This window comes from Streptomyces sp. CA189 (assembly GCF_056428985.1).
Window position 1 is genome coordinate 26,147 of the sequence record NZ_JBWJVM010000054.1, and the last position, 24,793, is coordinate 50,939.

A 24,793-nucleotide genomic window follows, 5' to 3' on the forward strand; every position below is an offset into this window, starting at 1 on the left:
GCATGCGGCGTTCGATGGCGGGCCGTTGGACGGGGCGGGACGCCGTTCTTGGGGTGTGCACAGCAGCGAGGCAACGGCGGCCTTCCGTTCCGGGGAGGGTGACGGCCGGGCGCGCGGCCCTGGCGTGCACCCCCCACGGGACATGCCGGACCTGCGGTGCTAGCAGACTGCGCGCCCATGCTGTAAACAGCAGTTGCATTCACCGTTACCTCGCTTGGTGGCGAGTCTGGGGGCGGCTCCGGAGCCGCGTCAAGGGCCGAACATCCCCTGAGCTAAGGGGAGTTGCGCTGCGCGGACACGAGCCCCCGCAAACCGGACGGAAGGAGGGCCTAGAGTGGCCGCTATGTCTGACGAGGTGTTTCCCCTGGGGGCCGATGCAGAGGGGATCGGGGCGCGGATGCTGCGTCTGCGGACCGAGCGGCAGGTCACCCAGTCCTATCTGGCCGGGGACCTGTTCACGCGTGCTTACGTCTCGTCGATCGAGGGGGGCAAGCGCACTCCGTCACCCCGCGCGGCCTCACATTTCGCCGAGCGCCTCGGCGTCACCATGGAAGACCTGTGCTACCGGTACGAGCCGGGCCGGCGCCAGGAACTGCGGACCGCGCTCACCGAAGCCCGGCTCGCTCTGTCGCGGGGTGATGTGGAGCGGTCGCTGGAGAGCTGCCAGGACGTCGTTGCCGCCGCCGAAGCCCATGGCGACCCGGAGCTCGGCGCCACCGCGCGGTGCGGCCTTGGCCTGGTGGCGCGGCATCAAGGAAACCCGGCCCGCGCCCTGAACCTGTTCACCGAAGCCGAAGCCCTGCTGGCAGGACAGCCTTTGGACATCCGGCTGCAGGCTGTGATCGGGCAGATGGGAGCACGATTCGCCCGCGGCGAGATAAGTGAGGCGCTGTCGCTGGCCGAGGAGCACCTGCGCGATGCCCGCCAGACCCGTCAGATCACCGCGGAGTTCGCACTGCGCGCCGCGACCGTGCTGCCTCATGTCGAGCGCGGGGATCTCGATCAGGCGACGGCGGCCGCGAATGCCGCTCTGGAGATGGCACCACGGGTGAAGGACCCGGAAGTCCTGGCGCAGGGCTACTACCACATCAACCGCGTCCTGACGGCGACGGCGCGCTACGAGGAAGCACAGCAGGTCCTGGCCCGCGCGCTGGCCCTCTTCGAGCACCTGCGCATGCGCACTGAGACCGGTATGTGCCACTTCGCCCGCGGGTACCTCTGCGCCCGGCAGGGAAACCTCGCGCAAGCCCGGGAGAGCCTCCGTCACGCGGGGACGGTCTTCGCGGATACCCGGGCGGTACCGCGCCAGGTCAACGCCTTGGCCGAACTCGCAGAAGTCCTGCGCCGGCTGAAGCAGGCCGAGGAGGCAGCGACCCTCCTCGAGCAGTGCCGCGCGCTGTCCGAGCAGTACGAAGATCCCGAGCAGGCAGCAGAGCTGGACCGCATCGGGGCGCAGATCGCAGTGGACCGCGGGGACGCGGCGGGGGGCGAGGCGTTGTTCCGCTCGGCGATCGAGCGCTACCAGGTCCTCGGTGCCGTGCTCGAAGTGGCCACGACCTGCCGCATCCTGGGTGACCTGCTGATCCAGTGGGGGCAAACCGACGAGGGGGCGGCCGTCTACCGCCGAGGCCTGATGGCCCTGGAGAAGTAGGCCAGGCGGAACATCGCCTCTTCGCCCTGTTTGTCATGCTCAGGCCTGATAGCTCAAACAGCGGCCACCGCAGGTCACTTGACGGTGCAACGCACCGAGGGCACACTTCCACCTGCGAGGTAACAGCGTTCGATATTCCTGTTGACACATCTGGCGCCTGCGGGCCCCGTCGCCGTCATCTGACCAAGGGACCCGGTTCCCCAGGCCGTCACAGCCCGAGGGGGCAACAGGAGTCCCGCAGGGCGCTGTTACCTCGCCGCCCCACCGGCACCAACGCACTTCGCACCGCACCGCACCCCTGAACCCAGAGGTGCGGTGGCGCAGCCCCCACGTGTCCGCATCCCGGTCAACGAAAGGTCTGGTGCACCACACGCGTCCCCTCACGCGCCGACTGAGCACCCTCGTGCCGATTGTCATGCTCACGGCAGGCATACAGATCGCGGGCTCCCCCGCACACAGCACGGCCGTCCCCGCCGTCGGCGAGGTCCGACTGGCCGCGGCCACCACCGCGATCTCCGACAGCTGGATCGTCGTCCTCAAGCAGAACACCCGCTCAATCGACACCGTCGCGGGCGAACTGGCCCGCTTCGGCAACGGCCGCCTCACCCATGTCTACCGCAGCGCGCTCAACGGGTTCTCCGTCAAGATGACGGAGGTGCAGGCCCGCAGGCTCGCCGCCGACCCCCGCGTCGCCTACGTCGAACAGGACGCGAAGGTGACCGCCACGGCGACGCAGTCCAACGCGACCTGGGGCATCGACCGGATCGACCAGCGCGACCTGCCGCTCAGCGGCACCTACACGTACAACACCACCGCCTCCAACGTGCGTGTGTACGTCATCGACACGGGGCTGCGCACCTCGCATTCCGAGTTCGGCGGTCGGGCCTCGATCGGTACCGACACCGTCGGTGACGGTCAGAACGGCAACGACTGCAACGGCCACGGCACACACGTCGGGGCCACCGCCGCCGGCTCCACCTACGGCGTGGCCAAGGCCGCTGCCGTCGTCGGTGTCCGCGTCCTGAACTGCCAGGGATCCGGCACCAATTCCGGGGTGATCGCGGGCGTGGACTGGGTCACCGCCAACGCCGTCAAGCCCGCCGTCGCCAACATGAGCCTCGGCGGCAGCGCCAACACCTCGCTCGACAGCGCGGTCAAGAACTCGGTCGCCTCCGGCGTCACCTACTCGCTCGCGGCCGGCAACGGCAACATCTTCGGCCAGCCCCAGAACGCCTGCAACTCCTCCCCGGCACGGGTCGCGGAAGGGATCACGGTCGGCGCCACCGACAGCGCCGATAAGCGCGCCTCGTTCTCCAACTACGGCACCTGCCTGGACCTCTTCGCTCCCGGCGTGAGCGTCACCTCGGCCTGGAAGGACAGCGACACCGCCACCAAGTCCATCAGCGGTACCTCCATGGCCGCCCCGCACGTGGCCGGCGCCGCCGCCCTGTACCTGGCGAGCAACACCTCGGCCACACCCGCCCAGGTCCGCGACGCTCTCGTCAACGGCGCCACCAACGGCAAGGTCCAGGACCCCAAGACCGGCTCGCCGAACAAGCTCCTCTACACACTCTTCTGAGCCCGTGATCCCGGGGCGGGTCCGTCACCCGCCCCGGGCTCCGCTCAGAAAACTTCCCCGGCCCCCGGCAGGCGGGCGTCGCATGTCCCTGCACGCCGCCCGCCGGGCCCACACCGGTCCCACCCCCACTCCCCAGGAGTCTCACCATGCGAATCCGCATGCGCAGCAAGAGGTCCGCCGCGCTGGCGGCCTTACTCGCCCTTGCCCTCGCGACCCCCCTCAGCGTCTCCGCGACCGCCGCTCCACCGCCCCGGCCCTCCACCGCGACAGTCGACGAGGACATCCGCCAGTACGTGGTCGACGGCCCCTCGACCAACGCCGCCCGCACCGTGCTCGCCGCCACAGGCGTCTCCATCGACGAGGTCGACGCCCGGTCGGTGGTCATCAGCGCCGACACCCTGCAAGCCAAACAGCTGCGCGCACAGGGGTACTCCCTCAAGGAGGTACCGGGCCCGACGGCCCACTCCCACGAGGGTGAAGTGGGGGCCATGGACTTCCCATCGGCCGACTCGAAGTACCACAACTACGCCGAGGCGATGGCCGAGATCGACCAGCGGATCGCCCAGTACCCGAACATCATGAGCAAGCGGGTGATCGGCAAGTCCTACGAGGGCCGGGACATGGTCGCGATCAAGATCAGCGACAATGTCGGGGCGGACGAGGCCGAGCCCGAGATCCTCTTCACCGCCCACCAGCACGCCCGCGAGCACCTGACCGTCGAAATGGCCCTCTACCTGCTGCGCGAGTTCGGCGAGGACTACACCACCGACTCCCGCATCTCCAGTGCCGTCAACGGCCGCGAGATCTGGATCATCCCCGACCTCAACCCGGACGGCGGCGAGTACGACATCTCCACCGGCTCCTACAAGAACTGGCGCAAGAATCGCCAGCCCAACGCGGGGTCCACGGCCATCGGCACGGACGAGAACCGCAACTGGGACTACAAGTGGGGCTGCTGCGGCGGCTCCTCCTCCAGCAAGTCCTCCGACACCTACCGGGGCACCGCGCCCGAGTCCGCGCCGGAGGTGAAGGTCGTCTCTGACTTCGTCCGCTCCCGAGTGGTCGGCGGGAAGCAGCAGATCACGGCCGGCATCGACTTCCACACCTACAGCGAACTGGTGCTGTGGCCCTTCGGCTACACCAACGCCGACACCGCGCCGGGCATGACCCAGGACGACCGCGACGCCTTCGCGACCGTCGGCCAGAAGATGGCCGCCAGCAACGGCTACACCGCCGAACAGTCCAGCGACCTGTACATCACCGACGGCTCCATCGACGACTACCTCTGGGGCGTCCACAAGATCTTCGGCTACACCTTCGAGCTCTACCCCAAGAGCGCCTGGACCGGCGGCTTCTACCCGCCCGACGAGGTCATCGAACGCGAGACCAGCCGCAACCGCGACGCGGTCCTGCAGCTGATAGAGAACGCCGACTGCATGTACCGCTCCATCGGCAAACAAGCACAGTACTGCCCCGCCTCCTAGCCGCCCGGTACCTCAACGACACCGTCGTGCGGCACGGCGCCGGACCCCGGCACCTTCCTCCCCCGCCGGCATCATCCGCTGTCGGCCGCACGACGGGCCCCCCACTCCCCGGAGACAGCCCATGCGACGCCGCCCCCTCCTCCTCACAGTCGCCGTCACCGCCACGTTGATCGGCCTCACGGCCCAGAGCCCTGCCCGTGGAGCACAGCCCGCAGCCGCGGTCCCCGACCCGATCGTGTTCGTCCACGGCTGGAACTCCAGCGGCTCCACCTGGGACACCATGGCCGGCCGGTTCAAGACCGACGGCTGGCCCGTCGGCCACGTCAACCAGTGGACGTACAACACCAGCCAGTCCAACGCTACGACCGCCTCCCAGCTCGCCCAGGAAATCGACCGCGTCCTGGCCGCCACCGGAGCGGCCAAGGTGGACGTGATCACCCACTCCATGGGCGGACTCTCCTCCCGCTACTACCTCAAGAACCTCGGCGGAGACACCAAAGTCGACGCCTGGATCTCCCTCGGCGGGCCCAACCACGGCACCGACACCGCCTACTGGTGCAGCGGCGCCTCCTGCACCGAGATGCGCCCCGGCTCCACCTTCCTGAACGCCCTCAACTCCGGCGACGAAACCCCCGGCACCTCCCGGTACGCCACCTGGTGGTCGCCCTGCGACAACGTCATCAACCCCGACAGCAGCGTAGCCCTCACCGGCGCCACCAACACCAAGACCGCCTGCCTCAGCCACGGCGAACTGCGCACCGACACCACCGTCTACGGCCAGGTCAAAGCCCACGTCGGCTGACAGCCGCCCCACTCCACCCGGAAATCTTCCCTGGCCGCCGCCCCCCGGATTACCGGCGGCGGACAGGCATATCCCACACCATCCGTCGAGGCGGACACATGCGTCACAGCATGAAGCTCGGCTCGATCTCCGCAGCCGCGATCGCGGCCTTATGCATCACCACTACCGCGGGAGCAGCCGGACTGGCGTCCACGCAGAAGGTCGACGGGACGATCGCGATCGGCGACACCACCTGCCACTGGACCCAGGGCAGCACGAGCGCGAACCCTCCAGACACCCTGGCCATCGACCGGACCACGGTCAACAAGCCCAGCGGCAACCTCAGCTGCACCGACGGCTTCACCGCCACCCTGAACAACAGCCCCACCCTCACGTTCGACGACACCAGCGGCACCGCAACCACGGACGTCATCGACATCACGGGCCGCAAGGGGTTCATCTCCTGCCGCTACAAGGCCACCAACGTCGTCTGGACCCGCGACGCAACCACCCGCAACTACGCCAACCAGCCGTTCACCGCCACCAAGGTCTCCGGCAGCTCCCTGTGTGCAAGCACGGAAGAGGCAGACACGGGTCACCCCGCCCTCACGTTCCGGTAACCACCCCACGTCCCCAACCGCGGGCAACGGCATCCATTCGCGCCGGCTCGCCGCGAGTACACCAGCTGGCGCTGAGCACCGCCGAGCCAGGAATCCCTGACGCTGCGGCACAGCGATGTCTCACTCACCTGGAGGTGAATTGCAGTGTCCTCATTGGACACATCGGTCGAGCAGGCCGACCCGGCAGCGGTCCGAGCGCTGATGGCAGAGGTACTTGGTGTGGAGATCCCGGGTGACGGCTCGTTCATTGCACACGGCGGCGACTCCTTCCTCGCCGTGCTGGTGATGTCCCGCATCCACGCGGACTGGGGGGTCGAGGTGGACTTCCTCGAGGTGCTCAACGCCACCCCGGACAGCCTTGCCCAGGCCGTGGACGCGGCACTCCGAGACCTCCCGCAGAACTGACCGGTCCGTGGTCATGAACCTCTCACTGTCTTTCGGGTCCCACCGGCCGGTCCGGGATACCGACACCGTGCACGGCGTCTTCCTGGAGCAGGCGGCGCGCACCCCGGACGCCCCCGCTCTGCGGACCGTCAGCCGCACCCTCAACTACTGCGAACTGGCGGCCCAGGCCGGGGCGGTGCAGTCGGCGCTGCACGAAGCGGGGGTCCGCCCCGGTTCGTACGTTCCGGTGCTCGCCCGCCCCGGCGGGGCCTTCGCGGTGTCCGTGCTGGGCGTCCTGCTGGCCGGTGCGGCCTTCGCCGCCGTGGACCCCCAGTGGCCCGCGGCCAGAATGGCCCAGGTCCTTCAGGACCTGGGCACCGACCTGGTCCTGGACGCGGTCGGCGTGGAGCAGATGCCGACCGCGAGACTGATACCGCTGCCTCCCGCCATGGCCGCCGCGCCGCAGGTCCCGGCCCCTGTGCGGACCGGGGCCGATGCGCCGGCCTGTGTCTTTTTCACCTCCGGGTCGACGGGCCGCCCCAAGGGGGTGGCTCTCCCGCACCGCGCTGTGATCCGCACCTTCATCGAGGGCGGCAATACGGAGTTCGGGCCATCCACGGTGATGCCGCTGCTGGCCGCGCCGTACTGGGATGCTGGCGCCCTCGAGGTCTTTGGCCCGCTGCTCAACGGCGGCCTTGCCGTCGAAGCGCCCCCCGGGCCCGTGACGCCGTCCCGGCTGCGGCGGCTGGTGCGCGAGGAGGGCGTCAACACCCTCTTCCTGACCAGCTCCCTGCTCAACCTGATCCTGGACGAGGAACCCGACGCGTTCACCGGCATCCGTCATCTGCTCACCGGAGGGGAGCGGGTCTCCGTACCGCATATGGGCCGCTTCCTCGCCGCCCATCCAGGGGCCCGGCTGTCGAACTGCTTCGGACCAGTGGAGTCGATGGTGTTTGTGACCACGCACGACATCACACCGGCCGATCTCACCGAGCCCGACGGGATTCCGGTGGGGACGGCGGTACGCAACACGCTGCTCGCGGTCGTGGATACCGAGGGCGCTCTCGTGCCGGCCGGGGAGACCGGCGAACTGTGGGTCGGCGGCGACGGACTGGCCCTGGGATACCTGGGCCGTCCGGAGGAGGACGCCAGGCGCTTCGGCACGCTCGAGGTGCCGGGCAGGGGGCCGGTACGGGTCTACCGGACGGGTGATCTGGTGCGGATGACGTCCGCCGGCCGGCTGTCCTATGTAGGCCGGGCCGACCGGCAGTTCAAAGTGCGCGGCTACCGGATCGAACCCGGCGAGGTGGAACGGACCATCGGCGCGCTGGACGGGATAGGGGAGTGCTTCCTGTTCCCGGTCCGCGCCGTCGACGGGACGGTGACCAGTACCTGTTGCGCGTACCGCGCCGAGCCCGGCCGGTCGGTGTCTGCCGAGCGGCTGCGCGAGCTGAGCGTGGCCGTCCTCCCCGGCCATCTGCTGCCCGACCGGTTCACCGAGCTGGCCGAAGTGCCGCTCGGGCCGACCGGCAAAGCCGATCTTCGCAGGATCGAGCAGAGCCTCGGGCACCCGTCGCCCCCCGCTCACGACGAGGTGACCGCCGCCGCGGACGCGGCCGCGGAACCAGCGCTGGAGGAGGTGCGCGCGCTGCTGCGGCTGCCCGCTCTGGGGGCGGACGAGGATCTGCTGAGCCACGGAGTGAACTCGCTGCAGGTGCTCGGCATCGCGGCCCGGCTCTCACGCCTGCTCGACGCGGACCTCTCCGCGGCAGACGTATACCGGTACCCCACTCTCCGGCAGCTGGAACGTCTGGCCGGCGAGCGGCCGGACGGGTTCACGGGCAAAGACACGGCCGCCGCGACAGCCGAGCTGTCCGCCGGTGAACGCCGGTTCTGGCTGGCCGAGCAGCTGGCGCCGGGCTCCGGCGGCCAGGTGGCCATCAGCCGCATCGAGATCTCCGGACAGCTCGATGCCGGCCGGCTGGAGCGGGCGCTGACCGCGGTCGCCACCGCGCACCCCGCCCTGCGCACCACCTTCCCGGCCGACCGGGGCCGGCCGTGCCGCGCGGTATCCGACGCACCGGCAGCGCTTGCCTTGCTCCGCCAACGGTCCCAGGGCGCACCGGCGTCGGAGACCGCCCGGCTCACCGCCGAGCTGGCCGCCAAGGTGCACAACCTGGCCGAAGGCCCGCTCTGGGCGGCCGGTCTGCTCACCGAGGCCGCGGACCGGCACACCTTGGTGATCGCCTGCCACCAGACGCTCTACGACGGGCACTCGGAGCAGGTACTGCTCGCAGATCTGGCAGCGGTCTGGGCCGGGGCCGTACCGGACCCGGCACCCGCGGCCCCGGCCGGCCCGATGCCGGGGGCAGACCGGCACCGCGCGTTCTGGCGATCGGATCTGGCCGGGCTGGAACCGCTGCGGCTGCCCGTGGCGCACCCGCCCTCCGTGCCCGGCCTGTGGAGGGCGCCGCTCGCCGAGCAGCCAGTGCACCTGCCGGCCGGCACCGCCGCGAGGCTGCGCGAGACCGCAACGCGCATCCGGCGGCCGGCGCTCGCCGTCCTGCTGGCGGCATGGTGGCGCGCGCTGGCTCAGTGGACCGGCCAGCTCGACTTCAGCATCGGCATCGTGGTGGCCAACCGGACCTCCGCCGACGAACGCACCATCGGCTCGCTGGCCAACAGCCTGCCGGTACGGATCGCCGGGACCCCGGACCACACCGGGTCCGACCTGGTCACCCTGGCCGGCGAGCGCCTGCTCAAGGTGTTCGAGCACGCGGTGCTGCCCACCGGCGAGATCGCGCGGCTCACCCCGCGCCCCGCAGACGGCCGGATGCCGCTCTACCAGAACCTGCTCATCCTTCAGCGGGCCGGTGCGCCGGTGCGGCTGGGCGAGACCACTCTCCGGCCGCGGCCCACCACGCATCTCGCGCCGCAGGCAGAACTGGTCTGCGAGCTGTGGGAGGACGGCGATCACCTGACGGGCTGGCTGCAAGCCCCCGACGGCCTGCTGTCGCCCGCCACCCGCGCGCTCCTTGTCGACCTGCTCGAATCCGAGCTGACCCAGCTGCTCACGAAGGACCTCACGTGACTGACACGTTGCTCGACGAAGCGGGCGGCACGACTTCTGCTCCGCTTCCCCTCTCCTTCACCCAGGAACGAATCTGGTTCGAGGAGCAGCTCCAGACCGGCAGCACGGCTTATCACATGCCCGTCATCTCGAAGGTCTCCGGGCCGCTCGACCTGGCCGCTCTCCAGTCGGCCGTCGACACCGTGGTCGCCCGGCACGACGCGCTGCGGACGGTGTTCGCGGCTCCGGACGGCGTGCCCGTGCAGCAGGTGCTGCCGACCGTCCGGGTGCCGGTCGCCGAACAGGACCTGCGGACGCTGTCCGATCCCCAGGCAGCAGGGGCAAAGGCCGCGCTGCAAGAGGCGCGACGAGGGTTCGATCCAGCCCGTGGTCCGCTGCTGCGGGTGCTCGCCCTGCGCACCGGCGAGCAGAGCCACCTGGTGGTGCTGACCCTGCACCACATCTGCTTCGACGGTACGTCGTTCGCTCCGTTCCTAGAGGAGCTGTCGACCTGCTACGCGGCCGCCCTGGCCGGCATCCGGCCAGAGCTCGCCGCCGGGCCACGGCAGTTCTCCGACGCCGTGATCGCTGAGCGCGAGCAGCTCACCCCCGAAGCGGAGGAGGGGTTGCTCAAGTGGTGGCGGGAGTATCTCGACGAGGTGCCGACGGAGCTGGACCTGCCGTCCGACCGGCCGCGGCCCGAGGTCCGCGGCCGATCCAGCGCCCAGGCCCGGCTGCTGCTGGGCCCGGAGATGAACGCCGGGGTCCGCGAACTCGGCCGGACCCATGAAGCCACCCCGTTCGTGACCCTGCTGTCCGCCTTCGGCGTGGTGCTGGCCCGGCAGACGGGCGAGGAGCGGCTTCTGGTCGGTTCGCCGTCGACCACCCGCCGGGCCGGTCAGCACCGTGCCCTCGGCTGCTTTGTGAGCACCCTTGCGCTGCTACTCGACCTGGACGGTGATCCGGCCTTCGGTGAGCTGCTCGGCCGGGTGCGGCGCAGCGTGACGGCGGCCGTCGCGCATCAGCGGCTGCCGTTTCAGCGCCTGGTCCAGGAGATGGCCCCCTGCCGCGATCTCGGCCGGAACCAGCTGATCCAGGTCTTCTTCAACGTCATGCCCGCGTTCGGCTCCCTCGACCTGGCCGGCTGCACCGTGCAGCAGCTTCCCTTCCCTGCGATTGACAACAAGTTCGACCTGACGCTCTATGTCTCCGTACGGCCGGACCAGCTGGCGCTGGAGGCGGTCTACGACGCGGACCTCTACCAGGCCGACCGGATCGACGACGTGCTCGAGCAGGTCGCCCTCGTGCTCCGGCAGGCGGTCGCCGACCCCGCCCGCCGGGTCGCGGACTTCGCCCTCGCCACCGAGCGGGCCAGAGCGCTCGCCCCCGAGCCGGGCGCCGTGCTCACCGAGACCTATCCGGGGTCGCTCCTCGAACGCCTGGCGGAGCATGCCGCCCAGCACCCGGACCGGCCCGCGCTGGCCGGCCCGGCGGGCAGCTGGACCTTTTCTGAACTGGCCGAGCGCACCGACCGGATCGCCGGCCGGCTGGCCGCGCTGGGCGTCGGCCCCGGCGATGTGGTCGCGGTGCAGGCCAGCCGCGACCCCGCAGTGGCGGTGGCAATGATCGCCGTACAGCGCAGCGGCGCTGCCTTCGCGCTGCTGGACACCGCGTATCCCGCGGCCGAACTCGCCCGACGCGCCGAGCTGCTGCGGCCGAAGGCCTGGCTCGCGGCGGCACCGGGGCATAAGGCCGAAGACTTCATGACGGGCCCGGTGATCGCCGTGGAGGGTCCGGGCGGGCCGCTTTCGGACGACCTCATGACCCGCTCACCCGGCGCCGCAGAGCCGCTCTCCACCGGTGCGTGGCCGACCGCAGCGGATCTCGCCTACGTCTGCTTCACCTCCGGCACCACAGGCCGGCCCCGCCGGATCCTCGGCCGCCATGGTCCAGTCAGCCACTTCCTGAACTGGTACACGAAGACCTTCGGAATCGGTGCCGGCGACCGCTGCTCGGTGCTGTCCGGGATCGGCCACGACCCCTTCCTGCGCGATGTGCTGGCGCCGCTGTGGGCAGGGGCGACAGCGGTCTTCCCGGGCACCGACGTGCGGGACACCTCCGCCCTGGCACAGGACCTGCGCCGCCAGGAGATCACCGTCGCCCATCTGACCCCGGCCCTCGCCGGCGCCCTGGCCGAGGCCGGCGCTCCGGGCTGGCCGCGGCTGCGGCTTGTCGGCTTCGGCGGCGACGTGCTGACGTGGCGCACCGTGCGGGAGTGGGCCGCACTCGCGCCTGGTGCCGACCTACTCAACATGTACGGGGCCACTGAGACCCCGCAGGCCGTCTCGGTGCACGTGGCCCGGCGGGCCGGCCAGCCCGCGCGGCCGGACGACGGCCGGGTGCCGCTCGGCCCGGGCATCGACGAGGTGCAGCTGCTGGTCCTGGCCGGTGACCGGCCGGCCGCACTCGGGGAGGCCGGCGAGCTGGTGGTCCGTACGCCGCATCTGGCTCGCCGCGCCGATCCGGCAGACACCGGCGGGTACGGTGCCAACCCGCTGGCGGCGCCCGGCGCACCCGAGGAGGTGTACCGCACCGGTGACTTCGCGCGGCTGCGGCCCGACGGGCTGCTGGAATACCTCGGCCGGGCCGACAACCAGGTCAAGGTGCGTGGCTTGCGGGTCGAGCCGGCACAGACCGAGGCTGCCCTCGCCGCCCAGCCCGGTATCCGGCAGGCCGTGGTGCTCGCGGAGCCCGAACCGGACGGCGGCCACCGGCTGGTCGGCTATCTGGCCGCCGGCGAGGCCCGGCCCGATCTGGCCCGGCTGCGTACGGCCCTCGCAGCGCAGCTCCCCGGCTACCAGATCCCGGCCGGCTATGTGGTGCTGGACGCCTTCCCGCTGACCGCCAACGGCAAGATCGACCGCACGGCGCTGCGGCGCCTCGGCCGGGAGGAGGCCGCGGCCGAGGAGTACACGGCGCCCGAGGGCGAGCTCCAGGAGCGGCTGGCCGAGCTGTGGCGGGAGGTGCTGGGCCGCGAGCGGATCGGCGCCCGGGACGATTTCTTTGCGCTCGGCGGACATTCGCTGCTCCTCAGCCGGGTGCTGGTGCGTCTGCGCCGCACGCTCTCGGTCGAGCTATCGCTTCGTGATCTCTTCGCCCATCCCACCATCGAGGCCCTCGCGGGGCTGATCGGACGCACGGCAACCGCGGCACCGGCCCGGTCCATCCCGCGCCACCCCGAGGCGGAGGCCGCACCGCTGTCCTGGACCCAGGAGCGGTTCTGGCTGGAGGACCAGCTGCGCCCTGGAGACACCTCGTACAACATGCCACTCGTGCTGCGCGTGCGCGGCCTGCTGGACGTGGCCGCGCTGCAGACGGCGCTGGATGCGGTCCTGCGCCGGCACTCGGTGCTGCGCAGCGGCTTCCGGCAGACCGGCGGCGAGCCAATGCAGCTGGCCCTCCCGGACGCCCGGGTACCGCTGCGGCGCCTGGAGATGCGGGACGACCCCGACGGCGCCCTGAGGGAGGCGATGCAGGAGACCAAGCACCCGTTCGACCTGGCCACCGGGCCGCTGCTGCGCGCGCTGCTGATCTGCATCGCCGACCAGGAGCACCTGCTGGTATTGACGGTCCATCACATCGTCTTCGACGGTTGGTCGTTCGGAGTCCTGCTCGACGACCTGTCGCGCGCCTACCGCAGCACCTCCGAGGGCCGGACTGCGGACCTCGGAGACAGTCTGCAGTTCGCCGATGTGGCGCGCTGGCAGCGCGCCGAACTGGACGGCAAGCCGCTGGCGGAGCTGCTCGACTGGTGGTCCGGCAGGCTCGCGGGCCTGCCGACCGTACTGGAGCTGCCCACCGACCGCCCCCGGCCCGCCGTGCAGGCACACCACGGCGCCCGGCACCGGCTGGTGATCCCACCGGTTACGGCCGATCGGCTGCGCAAGCTCGCGAGGGACGCCGGCAGCACCCTGTACATGACCCTGCTGTCCGCGTTCGGAATCGTGCTGTCCCGCTATGCCGGGCACGAACAGCTGCTGGTCGGTACCCCGGTGGCGGGCCGCGACCGGGCCGAGTTCGAGAACCTGGTGGGCTGCTTCCTCAACACCGTGCCGGTCCCGCTCGACCTGCGCGGCGAACCGGGATTCCGGGAACTGCTCGCCCGTACCACCGACAGCGCGCTGGAGGTCTTCACCCATCAGCAGGTGCCGTTCGGCAAGCTGGTCACCGAGCTGGCACCCAACCGCGATCTGTCGCGCAGCCCGCTGGTGCAGGTGCTGTTCGCCCTGCAGAACATGCGGCTGGGAGAGCTGCAGGCGCCCGGACTGACCTGCGAGCTGGTCGAGGTGTCCGAGGCGAACGCCCAGTTCGACGTGAACCTGCGGATGCTGGACACCGGTACGGAGATCGTCGGCTGGCTGGACTACGACACCGACCTGTTCGACGCCGCGACCGCCGAGCGGCTGGCCGGCCACTTCGGCAACGTGCTCGCAGCAGTGGCCACCGCGCCCGACACCTGCACGGCGACTGTGCAGCTGCTCGGCCGCACCGAACGCGACCGTGTGGTGTGCGAGTGGAACGCCACCGCCACGGACTGGCCGCTCGAGCGCACGCTGACCTCGCTGCTGGAGGAGTGCCCCGGCGAGGGGATCGCCGTACGCTGCGGCGGCCGGCAGCTCGACTGGACCGAGCTCCACCAGCGCGCGAACCGGCTGGCCTGGCAGCTCCGCGACCTCGGGGTCGGCCCGGACGTGGTCGTGGGCATCCATCTGGAGCGCTCGGTGGAGCTGATGGTCGCCCTGCTGGCCGTGCTCAAGGCGGGCGGCGCCTATCTGCCACTCGACCCGAGCTACCCGCAGGAGCGGCTGGACTTCATGCTCGCAGACGCCCGGGTCCTGGTCCTGCTGACCGCCCCGGGCGGCCCTGGCATGCCGACCGCACAAGGTGTCACCGTCGTCGCCGTCGGCCCGGACACGGCCGCCGGCCCGCCCGTGCACCCCCCCGAGCCGCTGGCTGGGCCGGACCATCTGGCGTATGTGATCTACACCTCCGGGTCCACCGGACGCCCCAAGGGCGTACAGGTGCCGCACCGCGGGATCGTCAACCGGCTGCTGTGGATGCAGGACGCCTACCGGCTCGGCCCGGCGGACACCGTCCTGCAGAAGACCCCGGTCAGCTTCGACGTCTCGGTGTGGGAGCTGTTCTGGCCGCTGATCACCGGCGCCCGTCTGGTGCTCGCCGAACCCGATGGGCATCGGGACCCCGGCCATCTGGCGGAGCTGATCCAGCGCGAGCAGGTGACGGTGTGCCATTTCGTGCCGCCGATGCTGGACGCCTTCCTGTCCGCCGCACCGGCCGGCCACTGCGATTCGCTGCGGCTCGTGGTGTGCAGCGGCGAGGCGCTGCCCGCCGAACTCGCCCGCCGGTTCCACCGAACGCTGCCCACCACGCGGCTGGAGAACTTGTACGGTCCGACCGAGGCCTCCGTGGACGTCACCCGCTGGTCGAGCCGGCCGGACTGGGACCGGCCGAGCCTGCCGATCGGCACGCCCATCGCCAACACGCAGGTGTATGTGCTGGACAGATGGATGGCCCCGGTCCCGGCCGGGGTGCCCGGCGAGCTCCATCTGGGCGGCGTCCAGTTGGCCAGGGCCTACGGCGGCCGGGCGGCGCTTACCGCGGACCGCTTCGTACCGGACCCATTCTCCGGGCCGGGAGCCCGGTTGTACCGCACCGGGGATCTGGCCCGCTGGCGGCCGGACGGCACGCTGGAGTACCTGGGTCGGCTAGACCATCAGGTGAAGGTTCGCGGCTTCCGGATCGAGCTCGGCGAGATCGAGGCCGCGGTAGCCGCTCAGCCCGGGGCCGGGCAGGTCGTGGTGGTGGTACGGGAGGACAAGCCGGGGGACCGACGGATCGTCGCATATCTCACCGCAACGGAGGGCACAGCGGCCCCCGGTCCGGCCGCTCTGCGTGCCGCTCTCAATGGCAGCCTCCCGGACCACATGGTGCCGAGCGCCTTCGTCGTGCTCAACGCCCTGCCGCTCAGCCCGAATGGAAAGGTGAACCGGGCCGGCCTGCCGGCCCCCGAGCGGAATCTGTCCACAGACGCAGGCTGGACCGCGCCCCGCACCGCGACCGAGCGCCGGCTCGCTGGACTCTGGCAGCAGGTGCTGCGTGTGGAGCGGATCGGTTCCCGCGACAGCTTCTTCGAGCTCGGCGGCGACTCGATGCACGCGGTCCGGCTGACCGGACTCGCACGGGAGCAGGGCCTGGACATTCCGCTGACAGCACTGTTCGCCCATCCGACCGTGGAGTCCGCCGCCGCCTGGCTGGACTCCCGTTCCACGGTAGTCGAACGGCACCAGTCGGTCGCCGCGTTCGGACTGCTGTCCCCCGAGGACCTCGCCAAGCTGCCCGGCCGCTGAACTCACCACCGACCGTCCGGAAAGGACCCTCCATGGCCAACCTCGGTGAGATCACCGACGCCTACCCTCTGACCAGGCTTCAGTCCGGAATGCTCTTCCACAGCCTGCAGGACCGGGACACACCCACCTACCACGACCTGTCCACCATCCGGCTGGCCGGCCGGTTCGACGAGACCGCGCTGCGCGAGGTGCTCACCGGTGTGATCGAGCGCTCCGACATCCTGCGCAGCAGCATCGATCTGACCGGCTTCAGCCAGCCGATGCAGCTGGTGCACGCCACCGTCCCGACCCCGCTCACCGTCGACGACCTGCGCGGGCTCGACGAGGACGAGCAGCGTCTGCGCGTCGCTCAGTGGACCGCCCGGGAGAAGGCCACCGCCTTCGACCTGGCAGCGCCGCCGTTGCTGCGGGTACACGTCCAGGTTTTCCGTGACACGGACTTCCAGCTTCAGCTGAGCTTCCACCATGCGATCCTGGACGGCTGGAGCCTGTCCCTGATCACCTCCCAGCTGCTCACCGGGTACGACACCCGGCTTGCGGGGCGTGCGCTGCCGACCGGCGCACCCATCACCCGGTTCCGGGACTTTCTGGCCCTGGAGCAGGCGGCTCTGGCCAGCGACGAGGCCCGGGACTACTGGGCCCGCACCCTGGCCGGTACCGAGTTCACCGGCCTTCCCCGGTACGCTGAGGCGGGTCTCGCCGCCGAACGGCAGGCGCAGGTGTACGAGGTGCCGCTGCCGGACGACCTCGCGAGCGGGCTGCGCTCGGTGGCATCCCAGGCACAAGTGCCGGTCAAGGCTGTGATGTTCTCCGCGCACGCCCGGGTGCTGGCGCTGCTGTCGGGACGCACCCGGGTGGTGACCGGCCGGGTCAGCAACGGCCGCCCGGAGACCGCGGACGGCGACCAGGTGGTCGGCCTCTTCCTCAACACGCTCCCGCTGGTCGCCGAGGTGGCCGGGGCCAGCTGGATCGAGCTGGCCCGGCAGATCCACCGCCAGGAGAGCGAGGCACTGCCGCACCGCCGCTACCCGATGGCCCAGCTGCTGCAGGACCTACGGCGGCCGGAGCTCTTCGAGACGGTGGTGGACCACCGCAGTTTCCGCGGCTACGACCTGAAGCTCGAGGAAATCAAGGTCACCGCAGGGGAGTTCTTCGAGCAGACCAACTTCCCTTTCACCGCCAACTTCGCTACCGACCCGGCCACCGGACAGGTCCGGCTGCGGATCAACTTCGACCGGGCCCAGTTCACCGAAGAGCGGATCGCCGAGATCGGCGGACACTACGCCGCAGCCCTCGCCGCCTTGGTGGCCGACCCCACCGCACCCGCTCGGTCGGCCGATCTGTTTGACAGCGAGCAGCTCGACCGGCTGGTGCACCACCCCAACGACACGGCGGCAGAGCTCCCGGACACGACCCTGCCCGCACTGCTCGCCGAACAGTGCCAGGCCCGTCCGGACACGATCGCGCTGCGCACCGACAAGGCCAAGCTGACCTTCGCCGAGCTGGACGCCCGGTCGAACCGGCTCGCCTGGCAGCTGCGCGAGCTCGGAGTGGGCCCGGACGTACTGGTCGGCGTGCACCTGAACCGGTCCGCAGAGTTGATCATCAGTCTGCTCGCCGTGCTCAAGGCCGGTGGTGCCTATGTGCCGTTGGATCCCGGCTATCCCAAGGACCGGCTGCAGTACATGCTGGCCGACGCCCGGGCCGCGGTGCTGCTGTGCGACCCGGAGCTGGCCGGCACGCTCGACCCGTCCGGCGCGCACGAGCTCCCCGTGGACGCCGACGCCGGCCGGGGGTATCCCGGGCACCGGCCGCCGCTCACGGTCACCGCCGACCACCTGGCCTACGTCATCTACACCTCCGGCTCCACCGGCCGCCCCAAGGGTGTGCAGATTCCGCACCGTGCGCTGCTCAACCTGCTGCTGTCCTTCCGTGCCGATCTGGAGTTCACCGAGCGCGACCGGCTGCTGGCAGTCACCTCGCTGTCCTTCGACATCGCCGCGCTGGAGGTGTATCTGCCGCTGCTGACCGGCGCCGAACTGATCCTCGCGCCAGACATCGCGGTGGACGGGCCCCGGCTGCGGGAATATCTGGAGCGCAGCGGGGCCACCGTGATGCAGGCCACCCCGTCGAGCTGGCGGCTGCTGATGGAAGCCGGGCTGCGGCCGGACCCGGGGCTGCGTGTGATCTCCGGTGGCGAAGCGCTCCCGGACGAACTCGCCGCCGAGCTGACCGCCCGCTTCCCCGTGGTGTGGAACGCCTACGGGCCCACCGAGACCACCATCTGGTCGTGCCTGCAGCGGCTGCGGCCGGGCGATCCGGTCACCCTCGGCGGCCCCATCGCCAACACCCGGGTCCATGTGCTGGACGACTCCCTCGGCCTTGTTCCTCAGGGTGTGCCCGGTGACCTCTACATCGACGGCAGTGGTCTGGCCCATGGCTATCTCGGCCGCGCGGACCTGACCGCCGACCGGTTCCTTCCCGACCCGTTCGCGGGCGACGGCAGCCGGATGTACCGCACCGGCGACGTGGCCCGCCGACTGCCTTCCGGCGCACTGGAGTTCCTGGGCCGCTCCGACCACCAGGTCAAGGTACGCGGCTTCCGGGTCGAGCTGGGCGAGATCGAGTCGGTGCTGGCCCGGCAGCCCGGCATCGGACGGGTGGTCGTCGCCGCCCGCGAGGACCAGCCCGGCAACCACCGGCTGGTCGCGTATCTGACCGCGGAGGAAGCCGCCCCGTCCGCGGCTGCGCTGCGCACGGCGGTCGCCGCCGAACTGCCGGAGTACATGATCCCGAGCGCCTTTGTGGTGCTGGACGCCTTCCCTCTCACCCCGAACGGGAAGGTTGACCGCGACCAGCTGCCGGCCCCGCGCCGCGAGGAGACCAGCGCGGGGACGTTCGTCGAGCCTCGCACTGAGACCGAGCGCGCGCTTGCCGCCATCTGGGCCGACATCCTCGGCGTGGAACGGGTTGGCGCCACGGACAACTTCCTGGAGCTGGGCGGCACCTCCATCTCGGCGCTCCGCGTCCTCATGCGGCTCCCGGAGTTGACCGAGCACGAGGTGCCGGTCGCCGCGCTGTTCGAGGGCGGCACCGTCGAGCGGCTGGCGCAGATCATCGATGGCGAGCCTCAGGGCACGAGCAGCGTCGTCGTGCCGTTCCGGTCGGCAGGCAGCAGACCGCCTCTGTTCTTCGTACACCCGCTGGGCGGCAGCGTCTTCAGCTATGCGGACCTGTCCGGGGCGCTCCACCCCGACCAGCCGTTCTACGGGATCCAGGCGCCCGAATACGCCGGCCCGGACATCCCCAGGCCGGACAGCATCGAGTCGATCGCCGCGCTGTACATCACCGAGCTGCGCGCCGTCCAGCCCGAGGGTCCCTACCATCTGGGCGGCTGGTGCATGGGCGGCATGGTGTCGTACGAGATGGCCCGGCAGCTGCAGGCCGCCGGCGAGCGAGTGGCCGCACTGGTCATCGTGAGCGCCAGCATCGACGACCCGGTGCCGCCCCGGTACGCCACCTCGGAGGCTGCCGCGATCATCGGTGCCTTCGCCCACAAGCTGCCGACCACCGAGGAGAAGCTGGCAGCCCTGGATCCGGATGCCCGGCTGCGGTACGTCGTCCGGCTCACCAAGGGCACTGATGACGAGCGCCAGGACGCGGGCAGCGTCGAGGACCTGCGCAGGCTGCTCGGGCTCTACCAGCGGCACGCCCGAGCCCTGCTCACCTACCGGGACACGCCGCGCGCTCCCTACCGCGGCGATGTGCTGCTGATCCGGGCCGAGCGCGAGCTCTTCAGCGGCTGGCACTTCGGGTGGAGGGAACGGGTGGCTGGCCGGCTGCTCATTGACGAATCGCCCGGCAACCACTTTTCGATGCTCGAGCCGCCCCATGTCGCGAAGGCCGCCGACCGGATTGGGGCCTCGCTCGCGGGCCGGCCGGCCGGGGTCGAGCCCGACTGAGCGGCCGGACCCACTGCCCGGCCCGGTGCGCCCGCGCCTGATCACGATCGACCGGGCCATCCCCGTCCCACGCATCCAAGGAGTAGTCCCCCATGTCATCCAGCGCAACCGAGGCCGTACCGGGCGGGGAAGAGGCCGTCGTCCGGCCAAGCCTGTGGCGTAACGCCGACTTCACCAGGCTGTGGATCGGGCAGACCGCCTCCCAGTTTGCGGCCCAGATCAGCGAACTGGCGCTGCCGCTGACCGCGGTGCTGGTGTTGGCCGCCACCTCACAGCAGGTCGGACTGCTGACCGCCGCGGTCAAACTGCCGTACCTGCTGGTCGCGCTGGTCGCCGGAGTGCTGGTGGACCGGGTCCGGCGGCGGAGCCTGATGATCGCGGCCGATCTGGGCCGTACGGTGATCCTCGGGATCGTCCCGGCCCTGTACTGGCTGCACAGCCTCGGCATCGGCTGGTTGTACGTGCTCGGCTTCCTGGCCGGCTGCTGCAGCGTGCTCTTCGACGTGGCCGCACAGGCGTATCTGCCGCGGCTGGTCGACCGGGAGGACCTCACGACCGGCAATTCGCTGCTCGGCAGCAGCCAGTCGGCGTCGACCATCGCCGGCCCTGCGCTCGGCGGCGTGCTCGTCCAGTGGCTGACCGCCCCGGTCGCCGTGTGCGCGGCCTCGGTCTCGTATCTGATCTCCGTGGTCAGCATCTGGCTGATCAGGCACCGGGAGACGGCCCCCGACTCCTCCGGGGCGAGCGGCGCGGCCGGGACGCTGAGGCAGATCCGCGAGGGGCTACGGCTGGTGTTCCGCACCGAGCAGCTGCGCGCGATGACCATCATGGCCTCGATCTTCAACTTCTCGTTCACCGCGTTCGAGGTGGCCTTCGTCCAGTACATGCCGCACACCCTCAAGCTGTCCGCCGGCGAGATCGGTCTGGTGTTCGCCGCACTCGGGCCGGGCTTCCTGGTCAGTGCGGTCCTGGCCACCTGGCTGCCCAAGCGGCTCGGCTACGGCAGGACGCTGCTGCTCACGGCCTGTGCGGCCAATCTGGTGATGCCGCTGATCGCACTGCTGCGGCCGTGGGGTGTGGCCACGGTGGGCGCCCTGGTCGTGATCCACTTCCTCTTCGCCTCGTTCGGCGTCGCCAACAACATCATCATGCTGACCATCCGCCAGACCCTCACACCTGACGGGCTGCAGGGCCGGGTCGCGGCCACCAACCGGTTCGTGGCGGTGGGCGTGGGCTCGCTCGGCGCACTGGTCGGCGGCGTCCTCGGTGCGTCCGTCGGGCTGCGCGGCACCATCCTGATCACCACGCTCGGCCTGTGCCTCGCACTGATCCCACTGGGCTTTTCATCCCTGGCCCGGATCCGCCACGAACTGCCCGCGCCGCTCGCCGAGTGACCCCTCCATCGCCCCCACACCAGGAAAGGCGGCAGTTCGCAATGTCGGACCAGCAGCCCGTGCACACCGTCGTGGTCAACAGCGAGGACCAGCACTCGGTATGGCCGATCCTCGTCCCCGTCCCCGCGGGATGGCGGGAGACCGGATTCCGGGGCTCCCGCGCCGAGTGCCTCGAGTACATCGAACGTGTCTGGACGGACCTGCGTCCTCTCAGCGTTCGCTAACCCACACCGCGCCAACCAGCAAGGCAGGCAGGCCATGGATTTCAGTCTCTTCTACTTCGCCGACGACTCGGCCGAGGACTCCACCGGGCGGTACGACCTGCTGCTCGACGGGGCGAGGTTCGCGGACACCCACGGGTTCTCCGCGGTGTGGACACCTGAACGCCATTTCCATCCGTTCGGAGGTCTCTACCCGAACCCGTCGGTCACGGGCGCGGCGCTGGCGGCGGTCACAGAACGGATCGCCATCCGGGCCGGCAGCGTGGTCGCCCCGCTGCACCACCCGCTGCGAATCGCCGAGGAGTGGTCGGTGGTCGACAACCTGTCGGGCGGCCGCGCCGGTATCTCCCTCGCCTCCGGCTGGAACGCGGTGGACTTTGCGCTGCGCCCGGAGGGCTGGGCCGAGCGCAAGGACGCCGTGCTGGAGGCCGTACGGACCGTGCGGTCGCTGTGGCGCGGTGAACCGCTCGTCGTGGTGGACGGCGCGGGGAATCCAGCCGAGGTGAAAATCTTCCCGCCGCCCGTCCAGCAAGAGCTGCCGGTCTGGGTGACGAGCGCGGGCGGGCCCCAGACCTTCGAGGGGGCGGGGCAGGCCGGCGCGGGTGTGCTGACCCATCTGCTCGGCCAGGACTTCGACGAGCTGGCGGAGAAGATCAGCGTCTACCGAAAGGCCCTGGCCGACCGCCTGGACCACGACGGCCGGCCCGGCCACGTGGTGCTGATGCTGCACACCTTCCTCGGCGACGATCCGGATCAGGTACGGGAGATCGTCCGCGAGCCCTTCACCGCGTACCTCAAGAGCTCCATCCGGCTGATCGCCCGGTCGGCGAAGAGCGTGCTGTCCGGCTTTGACGTCGACCAGCTGCGTGAGAGGGACATCGACTTCCTGGTCCGCCGGTCGTTCGACAAGTACTACAGCGGCAGCGGACTGTTCGGCACGGTCGAGCAGGCGAGCGCGGTGGTGGAGCGGGCCAGGGAAGCCGGGGTCGACGAGCTGGCCTGCCTGATCGACTTCGGGATTCCCGGCGCAACCGTACGGGGCGGCCTGCAGCAGCTCGACGAACTGCGCCGGCGGAGCGCCCGGTGAGGGAGGACACCGCGCTGCTGCGGCGGGTGGCAGGCCGTTACGCCACCGGCGTCACCGTGGTCACCACCTGCGGGGCGCAAGGCCTGTTCGGGATGACCGCCAACTCCTTCACCACCGTGTCGCTGGATCCTGCGCTGGTCCTGGTGTGCATTGGTGAGCGGGCCCGGATCCGAGAGCATCTGCCGGAATCCGGGGGCTTTGCGATCACTGTGCTCGGCGCCGGGCAGGAGGGCACGGCCCGGCGGTTCGCCGACCCGGCGCGGCCGGCCGGCACGGCTGCCTTCGCCGGTGACGGCTGGAGCCCGGGACCGGCCACAGGGAGCCCGGTGCTGCTCGGCGGGGTCGGCTGGTTCGACTGCACGGTCTTCGACATCCGCCCCACCGGCGATCACTCGATCGTGGTCGGCGAGGTCCAGGCCTTCGGTCTCCTCCCCGCCGACCGGCCGCTGCTCTTCGCCGAGGGCGAGTTCCTGACCACTGCTTCCACAATGGAGATACCTGCATGACGTCCGACGCGATCGCCTTGGACCCGGCCGCTTCACGCGGCCCGGCCCCGCTGCAGGACGGTGCCCGCCGCGGCGGCACCCTGCGGATCCTGCGCGATGCCGCCTACGACCACCTCGACCCGCAGCGCAGCTACACCCTGCAGTCGATGGCGATCGGCCATCTGCTGTTCCGTACCCTCACCATGGTCCGGGAGGACGCGGCCGGGGGCCGGGTGCTCGTCGGCGACCTGGCCGAGACTCCCGGGCGCGACATCGACGGGGACGGCCGCAGCTGGGAGTTCGTGCTCAAGCGCGGGCTCAGGTTCGAGGACGGCCGGGAGATCACCGCCGCGGACGTGGCGTACGGAATCGCACGCTCCTTCGCCCCCGAGTGCTCGGACGGGCCCACCCATCTGCGCACCTGGCTGGGCGAGAACGGGGACTACCAGGGGCCCTACCGCGACGCTGAATCCCGGGTCCCCGGCATCGAGCTGCCGGACAGCCACACGCTGATGCTGCACTTCCGTCAGCCGCACCCCGATCTGCCGTTCGCGGTGTCCATGCCGGTCACCTCCCCGGTGCCGCGGGATGCGGACGCCCCGGACGCCTACGACCTGATGCCGGTGGCCAGCGGCCCGTACCGGATCGAAGAGCACATCCCGGGCGAGCGGCTCACCCTCGTACGCAATCCCCACTGGGATCCGGCCACCGACCCGGTACGGCACGCCCATCCGGACCGGGTGGAGGTTGAGATGGGAGTCGACGCGGGCGAGCAGAACCTGCGGGTCGCCGCCGACCGCGGCATGGACGCCAGAGCGGCGGCGGAGAACAACCCCCCTGCGGCGGTGGCGGCCGGGCTGATCTCGGATGCCTCGCTGGCAGACCGGATGCGCCGCGTCACCACGCCGCTGACCTGGTATCTGGCGATCAACACCGCGCGGGTCAGCGACCCCGCCGTGCGGCGCGCGATCGCCTGGGCGGTCGACAAGGCCGGCGTCCGGGACGCGATGAGCGCGGGCCAGGGCGTTGCGGCGCACACCATCCTGCCCGAGTCGGTGCTCGGCCACCGCGACTACCCGGACCCGTACGCCGGCGGTCCGCACGGCGACCCGAAGGCAGCCGCCCGGCTGCTTCGCGGTACCCAGCCGGAGCTGCGGCTGCTCAGCCGGGACGACGACTACTTCCTCACGCCCGCCCGGATGCTGGCCGGCAGCCTGGAGAGGGCCGGATTCCGTACCGAGGTGGTGCCGATCGACCGGCCTGCACACAATGCCGCGATCAAGGCCCGCGGCAACCCGTACGACCTCTCCCTGGTGTGTCTCGCCCCGGACTGGCCCGGCGCCTCCACCCTGCTGAGCATCTTCGACGGCCGGACCATCGGCCCGGCCGGCAACGACAACGTCACCTATCTGGACGATCCGGAGGTCAACGCCGAGATCGCGCGGATCGGACGGCTGCCGGCCGCCGAGGCCGCCGCCGAATGGGCGGCGCTGGACGAGCGGCTGATGCGCGAGCACATACCCATGGTGCCGCTATTTCGCTATGTGAACCTCTCCCTGCGCGGTTCGCGGGTGGGCGGGGTGTTCACCTCTGCCTGCCTCGGCACCCCTGTCTACTACAACGCCTACCTCAAGGACGGCAACTGAC

14 protein-coding genes are annotated in these 24,793 nt (G+C 70.8%); all 14 read left to right on the top strand.

Annotation, left to right across the window (positions count from 1 at the left end; genetic code table 11):
* Window positions 1-343: 343 nt before the first annotated feature.
* The 14 genes from AC061S_RS30680 (at window position 344) to AC061S_RS30745 (ending at window position 24,792) form a co-directional block, all read left to right on the top strand.
* Window positions 344-1,651, top strand: coding sequence for a helix-turn-helix domain-containing protein (locus AC061S_RS30680; protein WP_478689137.1), 1,308 nt, complete (start codon window positions 344-346; stop codon window positions 1,649-1,651).
* A 361-nt stretch (window positions 1,652-2,012) separates the two neighbouring features.
* Window positions 2,013-3,230, top strand: coding sequence for a S8 family peptidase (locus tag AC061S_RS30685; RefSeq protein WP_478689138.1), 1,218 nt, complete (start codon window positions 2,013-2,015; stop codon window positions 3,228-3,230).
* A 146-nt stretch (window positions 3,231-3,376) separates the two neighbouring features.
* Complete coding sequence (locus AC061S_RS30690) at window positions 3,377-4,714, top strand: M14 family metallopeptidase (protein WP_478689139.1); 1,338 nt, start codon at window positions 3,377-3,379, stop codon at window positions 4,712-4,714.
* A 121-nt stretch (window positions 4,715-4,835) separates the two neighbouring features.
* Entirely contained in the window at window positions 4,836-5,516 is a 681-nt protein-coding gene (locus AC061S_RS30695; RefSeq protein WP_478689140.1) for an esterase/lipase family protein, read from the top strand.
* A gap of 98 nt (window positions 5,517-5,614) precedes the next feature.
* On the top strand, window positions 5,615-6,115 hold the full coding sequence (locus tag AC061S_RS30700) for a hypothetical protein (RefSeq protein WP_478689141.1): 501 nt from the start codon (window positions 5,615-5,617) through the stop codon (window positions 6,113-6,115).
* 144 nt (window positions 6,116-6,259) lie between these two features.
* Window positions 6,260-6,520 carry an acyl carrier protein gene (locus AC061S_RS30705; protein ID WP_478689142.1) on the top strand — a complete coding sequence of 87 codons (261 nt, stop codon included), beginning with the start codon at window positions 6,260-6,262 and terminating at the stop codon, window positions 6,518-6,520.
* A 13-nt stretch (window positions 6,521-6,533) separates the two neighbouring features.
* Window positions 6,534-9,590, top strand: coding sequence for an AMP-binding protein (locus AC061S_RS30710; RefSeq protein ID WP_478689143.1), 3,057 nt, complete (start codon window positions 6,534-6,536; stop codon window positions 9,588-9,590).
* Complete coding sequence (locus AC061S_RS30715) at window positions 9,587-15,997, top strand: amino acid adenylation domain-containing protein (protein WP_478689144.1); 6,411 nt, start codon at window positions 9,587-9,589, stop codon at window positions 15,995-15,997. The genes AC061S_RS30710 and AC061S_RS30715 overlap by 4 nt, the downstream gene beginning before the upstream one ends.
* Before the next feature lie 32 nt (window positions 15,998-16,029).
* Window positions 16,030-19,959, top strand: coding sequence for a non-ribosomal peptide synthetase (locus AC061S_RS30720; RefSeq protein WP_478689145.1), 3,930 nt, complete (start codon window positions 16,030-16,032; stop codon window positions 19,957-19,959).
* 92 nt (window positions 19,960-20,051) lie between these two features.
* Window positions 20,052-21,353 (top strand): MFS transporter, encoded by a 1,302-nt coding sequence (locus AC061S_RS30725; RefSeq protein ID WP_478689146.1) that lies wholly within the window; start codon window positions 20,052-20,054, stop codon window positions 21,351-21,353.
* A gap of 41 nt (window positions 21,354-21,394) precedes the next feature.
* Entirely contained in the window at window positions 21,395-21,577 is a 183-nt protein-coding gene (locus AC061S_RS30730; protein ID WP_478689147.1) for an MbtH family protein, read from the top strand.
* Window positions 21,578-21,611: 34 nt separating this feature from the next.
* A complete protein-coding gene (locus AC061S_RS30735; RefSeq protein ID WP_478689148.1) occupies window positions 21,612-22,661 on the top strand; it encodes a MupA/Atu3671 family FMN-dependent luciferase-like monooxygenase in 1,050 nt (349 codons plus the stop codon).
* The gene (locus AC061S_RS30740) at window positions 22,658-23,167 is read left to right on the top strand and encodes a flavin reductase family protein (protein ID WP_478689149.1); all 510 of its coding nucleotides are present in this window, start codon (window positions 22,658-22,660) and stop codon (window positions 23,165-23,167) included. Before AC061S_RS30735 ends, AC061S_RS30740 begins: the two co-directional genes overlap by 4 nt.
* Window positions 23,164-24,792 carry an ABC transporter substrate-binding protein gene (locus AC061S_RS30745; protein WP_478689150.1) on the top strand — a complete coding sequence of 543 codons (1,629 nt, stop codon included), beginning with the start codon at window positions 23,164-23,166 and terminating at the stop codon, window positions 24,790-24,792. Before AC061S_RS30740 ends, AC061S_RS30745 begins: the two co-directional genes overlap by 4 nt.
* The last annotated feature ends 1 nt before the right edge of the window (window position 24,793 follow it).

Excerpts from the sequence above, each read along its gene's own strand:
- AC061S_RS30680 (WP_478689137.1), top strand. The coding sequence starts at position 344 with ATGTCTGACGAGGTGTTTCCCCTGGGGGCCGATGCAGAGGGGATCGGG.
- AC061S_RS30690 (WP_478689139.1), top strand. The coding sequence starts at position 3,377 with ATGCGAATCCGCATGCGCAGCAAGAGGTCCGCCGCGCTGGCGGCCTTA.
- AC061S_RS30695 (WP_478689140.1), top strand. The coding sequence starts at position 4,836 with ATGCGACGCCGCCCCCTCCTCCTCACAGTCGCCGTCACCGCCACGTTG.
- AC061S_RS30700 (WP_478689141.1), top strand. The coding sequence starts at position 5,615 with ATGCGTCACAGCATGAAGCTCGGCTCGATCTCCGCAGCCGCGATCGCG.
- AC061S_RS30710 (WP_478689143.1), top strand. The coding sequence starts at position 6,534 with ATGAACCTCTCACTGTCTTTCGGGTCCCACCGGCCGGTCCGGGATACC.
- AC061S_RS30720 (WP_478689145.1), top strand. The coding sequence starts at position 16,030 with ATGGCCAACCTCGGTGAGATCACCGACGCCTACCCTCTGACCAGGCTT.
- AC061S_RS30725 (WP_478689146.1), top strand. The coding sequence starts at position 20,052 with ATGTCATCCAGCGCAACCGAGGCCGTACCGGGCGGGGAAGAGGCCGTC.
- AC061S_RS30730 (WP_478689147.1), top strand. The coding sequence starts at position 21,395 with ATGTCGGACCAGCAGCCCGTGCACACCGTCGTGGTCAACAGCGAGGAC.
- AC061S_RS30735 (WP_478689148.1), top strand. The coding sequence starts at position 21,612 with ATGGATTTCAGTCTCTTCTACTTCGCCGACGACTCGGCCGAGGACTCC.
- AC061S_RS30745 (WP_478689150.1), top strand. The coding sequence starts at position 23,164 with ATGACGTCCGACGCGATCGCCTTGGACCCGGCCGCTTCACGCGGCCCG.